4 protein-coding genes are annotated in these 5,821 nt (G+C 68.0%); 1 reads left to right on the plus strand and 3 read right to left on the minus strand.

The genetic code is table 11. The features are described 5' to 3' along the window. Nucleotides 1-146 precede the first annotated feature (146 nt). Complete coding sequence (locus AC1D2K_RS28370) at nucleotides 147-686, plus strand: murein hydrolase activator EnvC family protein (protein ID WP_478092912.1); 540 nt, start codon at nucleotides 147-149, stop codon at nucleotides 684-686. A gap of 16 nt (nucleotides 687-702) precedes the next feature. On the opposite strand, the gene AC1D2K_RS28375 is transcribed toward AC1D2K_RS28370, so the two are convergent. From AC1D2K_RS28375 to AC1D2K_RS28385, 3 genes are read right to left on the minus strand one after another with little or no spacing between them, the layout of a single operon-like run. After that, nucleotides 703-3,666: an FAD-dependent oxidoreductase gene (locus tag AC1D2K_RS28375; RefSeq protein ID WP_478092914.1), complete on the minus strand. Its 2,964-nt coding sequence runs from the start codon at nucleotides 3,664-3,666 to the stop codon at nucleotides 703-705. Continuing rightward, complete coding sequence (locus tag AC1D2K_RS28380) at nucleotides 3,663-4,673, minus strand: encapsulin (RefSeq protein WP_478092916.1); 1,011 nt, start codon at nucleotides 4,671-4,673, stop codon at nucleotides 3,663-3,665. Before AC1D2K_RS28380 ends, AC1D2K_RS28375 begins: the two co-directional genes overlap by 4 nt. A gap of 22 nt (nucleotides 4,674-4,695) precedes the next feature. Beyond that, nucleotides 4,696-5,631: a DUF3237 domain-containing protein gene (locus tag AC1D2K_RS28385; protein WP_478092918.1), complete on the minus strand. Its 936-nt coding sequence runs from the start codon at nucleotides 5,629-5,631 to the stop codon at nucleotides 4,696-4,698. Nucleotides 5,632-5,821 lie beyond the last annotated feature (190 nt).

Consider the following 5,821-nt stretch of genomic DNA (forward strand, 5'->3'; position numbering starts at 1 on the left):
CGCAGAAGTAGCGCGGGCGCCCCGGGTGAGCCGCAGCACCGGCTGCAACCCCTGGTCACGCCCGCTCCTTCGACGGCGTGCTAAAAATACGGTCCGGTCGCCGCGGCGGGGAACCCTTCGCGGCGATCACGTTCCAAAAAACAGCCATGCAAGCCCAGAACTCACTTTTTCGCGCCACCGCCATCGCGGCCGTCGCCATCGCGGCCGCCGCCCTGGCGGCCTGTTCGACCCCCAAGGGATCGGGTCCGACTTTCTACCCCTTGCCACCGTCGGGCCAGACGGCCCCGCCCACCGCAACGCCCGCACCGAAGCCCCAGGCCTTCTTCATCCGGCCGTCGAACGGCCGCACGCTCTCGGGATTCGACGGCACCCGCAACAAGGGCCTGGACATCGCGGGCAACCTGGGCGACCCGGTGCTCGCGGCGGCCGACGGACGCGTCGTCTACGTGGGCGGCGAACTGCGCGGCTACGGCAACATGGTGATCGTCCAGCACAACGACACTTTCCTGACCGCCTACGCCCACACCAAGACCATCCTGGTCAAGGAGAAGGAGGTGGTACGCCAAGGCCAGAAGATCGCCGAGATGGGCAACAGCGACGCCGACCGCGTGAAGCTGCATTTCGAGATCCGCAAACAGGGCGTGGCGGTCGATCCCGAGCCCTACCTGAACGGGACCTTGCGCTAGCGAGCGCCGCAGCGCGCTACGAATCGCGCTGCACCAGGTAATTCACACTGGCGCGCAGCCAATCCAGATCCGGACTCGGTGCCGCGCCGGCGAACGCGGACAGGTCGAACTCGTTCGCCGCGGCGTCGGCGAGCGCAACGGCCGACTGACGCGCCCATTCGATGCTGCCGGTGCCCGCCACGATGTCGTGCATCCGCAGCACTTCGCGCGGCAGGCGACGCTCGCGCGGGCGCGCAAGAAAGTTGCTCATCCAGTCGCGCTCGCCCCGGCTCGCGTGCGACAGCGCGTGCGTCAGCACCAGGGTGCGCTTGCCCTCGGACAGGTCGCCGTCGATCTCCTTGCCGTAGCGCTCCAGGCTCCCGCTCAGATTGAGAACGTCGTCCGTGATCTGGAAGGCCAGCCCCAACAGGTATCCGAAGCGATCGAAGCGACCGAGATTCGCATCCTCGGGATCGGCCACCAGCGCGCCGATCCGCAAGGGGTGGATGAAGCTGTACCACGCCGTCTTCTTCAGCGCCAGTCGCAGGTAGTCGTCGGACCCTACGGAAAGATCGTTGTCCCGCACCCAGCCCAGTTCGATGGCCTGTCCTTCCAGCGTCTCCATCAGCATGTGGTCGATCTCGTCCAGGATGCGCAACGCGCCGGCCGGCCCGAGAGACTCGCCGGTGCGGCGCAGCAGCCGCATGGCCAGCGCATTCATCGCATCGCCGGTGTTCACGGCGAGCGGAATGCCGGCCTGCCGGTGCATGGTGGGCACGCCGCGGCGGACCTCGCTGCCGTCCTCGATGTCGTCGTGCACGAGGAAGGCGTTGTGCAGCATCTCGATGCCGGCCGCGGYGGGCAGCGCGTTCTCGCTGCGCCCCCCCAGCGCGCGCGTGGTGGCGATGCACAGCGCCGGCCGCAGGCCCTTGCCGGCCCGCGCCATGAAGTCCTTCACGAGTCCATACAGGTGCTTCTGCGGTTCCCAGTCCGGCACCCCGGCCGCCAGCGTGTCGACGATCATGCCGCGATACCAGCCCAGCCGCTCGACGAAGCCGCCCGGGCCCACGATGTCGCCGACGCCGGGGACGTCGTMGGCGACGCCCAGCGCGTTGCCGAGCGGCGTGGGCACGTAGGCGGATCCGCGCCTGACGCTCTGATCGACTCCGTATCCCTCACCCAGGCCTTGCACCGCCTGGTCGACGGTGTCGAGTGCATCGGCGACGGGCGCCAGGAAGGGGCCCACGACCTCCATCAGCGGGCGCACCTGGTCGAGCAGCGGCGACGCGGCGCGCAGCGCCTGCGCCGCGACCTGGGTGAGCGATGCATCCCAGGGCAGTCCGGCCCGATGGCGGGCGGCGTCGTGAAGCCGCCATGGCGTCAGCAGTTCGACTTCCTGAAGCGGCCAGATTTCACAGCGCGGACCATCGAAGGCCGCAGCGTCCAGCAGCGCGTTCACCGCGCGCCGCGCCGCCTCGTTGGCGCCTTCCATCGTCGCCAGGTCGGTGTGCGTGCGCACGTAGTCGGACGCTAGGAACAGGTTCGCAAGGCCGGTGGCCGCGGTCGGCCGCAGCTTCCAGGTATCGACCAGATTCACCAGCAGCGGCTCGGCGTTCGCGAGGAAGCCGGGACGCGTCGGGTCGGCGGCCGTGTCCGAATCCAGGAACCAGGAGTGGAGGTCTTCGTCGCGCAGGATTTCCTGCTCGGTGTTGAGCGAGCGCTTGAGCTGCCGCCAGGTTTCGCGAGCGACCTCCTCGCGCGAGCACTGCATGGCCGGCCGGCCGTCCGGGCCGGGCGTCGTCCAGTCGGAGACGTCGACCGAGATGATGTCCTTCACGTGCCCGCACGCGAGCATCGTCGGCACCACGCTGCGCCAGAAAGGGAATTGGGAGATGCTGGTCAGGGCCCACTCGGTGTCGATGTGGATCACGTGGCCATGCACCTCGGGCACGTCGCGGTACAGGTAGTACTGCACGCCGTTCATCCATTCGACGTTCGGTGCCAGCGTGCGCAGGTTGGCGAGCGAGGGATCCGCGGCCAGCAGGTCGGCGTTCACCAGCGCCGCCATGCGTTCCAGCGGCACGGCGGCGATGTAGTGGTCGCCGTGCACGACGGTGCGCACGCCCCGCTCGAGCACCACGACGCCGCTCACCTTGTTGCCGGCGCACAGGATCTGCTCGACCTCGGCGTTGAAGCGGTACTGCACGCCGCTCGCCTGGAGCCAGCTCAGCCAGGGGTCGACCCAGATCAGGTTCGTCGGGCCGTCCAGCACCCGATCGGCCGATCCGCCGGCCGGGTTGACGATCGTCAGCATGAGCTGCGTGAAGATGTCGCCGATGGTCCGAGCGCTGGCGCGCCGGGCCTTGGCCGCCACCAGCGAGCGCGTGATCCCGTCGCCGAGGAACTTCTGATAGGCCGCGGAGCGCTGCTCCGCGCCGATGAACTCCCACCAGCTGATGCCCTCGTACTCGTCGAGTCGCCGCTGTTCGCACGAGGTCATGATCTGCCAGATCCGTGAGCCGAAGAATGCCAGGTCGTCGGGCGTGAGCCCGGTCATCGGGCCGAAGGCGAGCAGGATGTCGCGCAGCACCGTTCCCGCATCGCCGGGAGTTTGCGGAAAGTTCGCCGGCACCACGAAGGTCGGCTGGTCATACTGCGTGAAACCCACGCGCGTGGTGGCCACCAGATGATCGGCCACCGGACGGCCGTCGAACGACGGGATGCGCCGCATGGTGTCGACCACGTGCTTGTAGAAGCCCGGGAAGAAGCGGAAGCCATGTTCGCCGGGCAAGCGATGCTCGATGTCCGCCACGCCCCTGTCGGCCAGCTCATGCCCGGCCCCGCCGTCGTCGTTGTCGCTCACCGGGATGCTGCGTGCCTTGCCGCCCGCGATGTCGCGGCGTTCGAGGACCACGACCTCGAAGCCGCGCTCGATCAGCTCGTGGGCGGCACTCATGCCGGCCACGCCGCCGCCGAGGATGATGACCTTCTCGGGCTTCATGTCTTCGTTTTGCCGGGCCCTTGCTCGTTCGATTCCGGAGGAAGCTGCGCTTCTTTGGACGCGCCACCTTTGTTGGGCTCCTGTTCTTCGTTGGGCTCCTGTTCTTCGTTGGGCTCCTGTGCTTCGTTGGGCTCCTGGATTCCGCCACGGATCCTGATCACGCGGATCGCTTCCTTCTCCTTGATGCGCAGGACGATCTTCTCGTACACGCGGAAGACAAACTCGGGCTCGGGCGTCACTTGCAGGAAGCTCAGGGACACATCGGTGGCGACGACGAGTTCGACCGGCTCCGCACCGAGCGCCACGACGATCCCCGCGCGATTGGGAAGCGTCGACGACCGCAGCAGCGGACCGCCGCCGAGGAACGGAATGATGCGGTCCTGCGGCAGCACGAGGGACCCGGCGTTGGGCGACTGCACGGCGGTGAAGAACGCATGGTCGAACACCACGGCGAAAGGACCGAAATGGCCGGCTTTCTCGAGCTCGCCGATGCAATCCGACACCGCCCTCACGAGCAGTCCGCCCAGCAGCTCCGGGTCCTGGGCGTCGTCGAATTCATGGGTCTTGCCGTCCGCCAGACCCTGGCTCGCCTGGCCGCCCATGATCTTCGCGACCGCCAGTTCCGGCGGCGGCTTCTGGTCCGGGCCCTTGAGTCCGTTGAACACCACGTGGTCCTCGAGCCGCGCGAGCACGTTGGCGGCCCTTCGGAACAATTGCAGCGCGCTGGCCATGTCCGGATCGGCCATCTGGGCGCCTCGCAGATACACCCTCACCTGCAGCGTGGCCAACTGGACCGTCGACTTGTCATCGATCGACAGCCTTGGATGGCCCTGCTTGCCGTAGGCGATCTTGTCGATCGACACATAGTCGGTGCTCGGTGGCAGCGGACCGACCAGGGGAAGGAAGCTCGCGCCCACCCGCGCCCGGGCCGCCTCCTCCTGGATCACCTTGCGCACCCGCGCCCACTGCTCGTCCGTCCATGGCACCTGCTGGTTGTTATCTGTCATCTCAGCTCCTTGTGTATTGCCTTCAAGAATTCAGGGGCGGCTGGCTTTCGAGGCGCGGCGCATAGATGTCGCACTCGACGCGCAGTTCGTTCATCACCACGCGCCCGAAGCCGAAGCACTGCAAAAGATTGATCCATTGCCAGCGCGGGTCGGCGGTGACATAGGTCGGCGTGGCGAAGAAGGCCGGAGCGCCGGTGTAGACCCCGCGCACCACATCGGCGTAGCCCTTCTGGCCGATATCGAAGACGCCGCCCGACTGCTCGAGCAGGAGCGCGCCGTCCGGCGTCTCGTAGGTGATCTTGATGTCGACCTCGCCGACGCCGTCCGGACGGATGCACATCCAGTCGCCGCCCTCGGGGCGAACGCGTCCCTTGAGCCGTGGCCCGTGCGCTTCGCCATGGACGACGAAGAAATTGATGCGATAGCCCTGAGGCGTGTGCCCGAGCACCTCGGCGCGCAGTTGGACCGTCAGAGCGCCCAGGAATTCAAGGCCGTAGCCGAAACGCGGCGTGCCGGCCGTGCAGTACGCCGGAAACGCAGACGCCGGGGCTGGCCCGGACGCCGCCGATGCTGGCATGCGCGGTGGCGCGGCGTCGACAGCGGCGGCGGTCACCGACCTCCAGCCGCCGTCCTCGGGCGCTTCGGCGATCAATTGCCCCGCCCGCCGCAACTGCGCCCGATAGTCCAGGCGCTGCCCCGGCCTCAGCGCAGGCAGGTATGCGATGAAGGACTGGGTACCGGCACCCCCCATCGCGGGCGCGGCATGGACGAGTTGCACGCGCCCTGCGTCGATGCGCAATTCCAGATCGACCACGTTGCTGGGGTGCCACGAGGTCGCGGTGATGACGACCATCGAACGCACGCCGGGCGCGATCTCTCCCGCCGGTGCCGGCACGGCCGCCGTTCCCAGCCGCAACTGGCACGGCACGCGCAGGGGCGCGTCGCGAAACTCGCTCATGCAATCTCCTCCTCGCTTGCCCGCGGGCTCTTACACAAGAATGTCTCTGAGATCCCGTTCGACCCATTCCTCGAGCGAGCGCGCCTTTTGCCGGCGCGCTTTCGCCATCGCATTRCGCAGCGAAGCCTCGGCGCCCGCCGCATCGCCGCGGCGGAACTGGATGGCGGCCCGCAGGCGATCGATCTCCGGC

Source organism: Variovorax sp. P1_H12_2 (assembly GCF_056405335.1).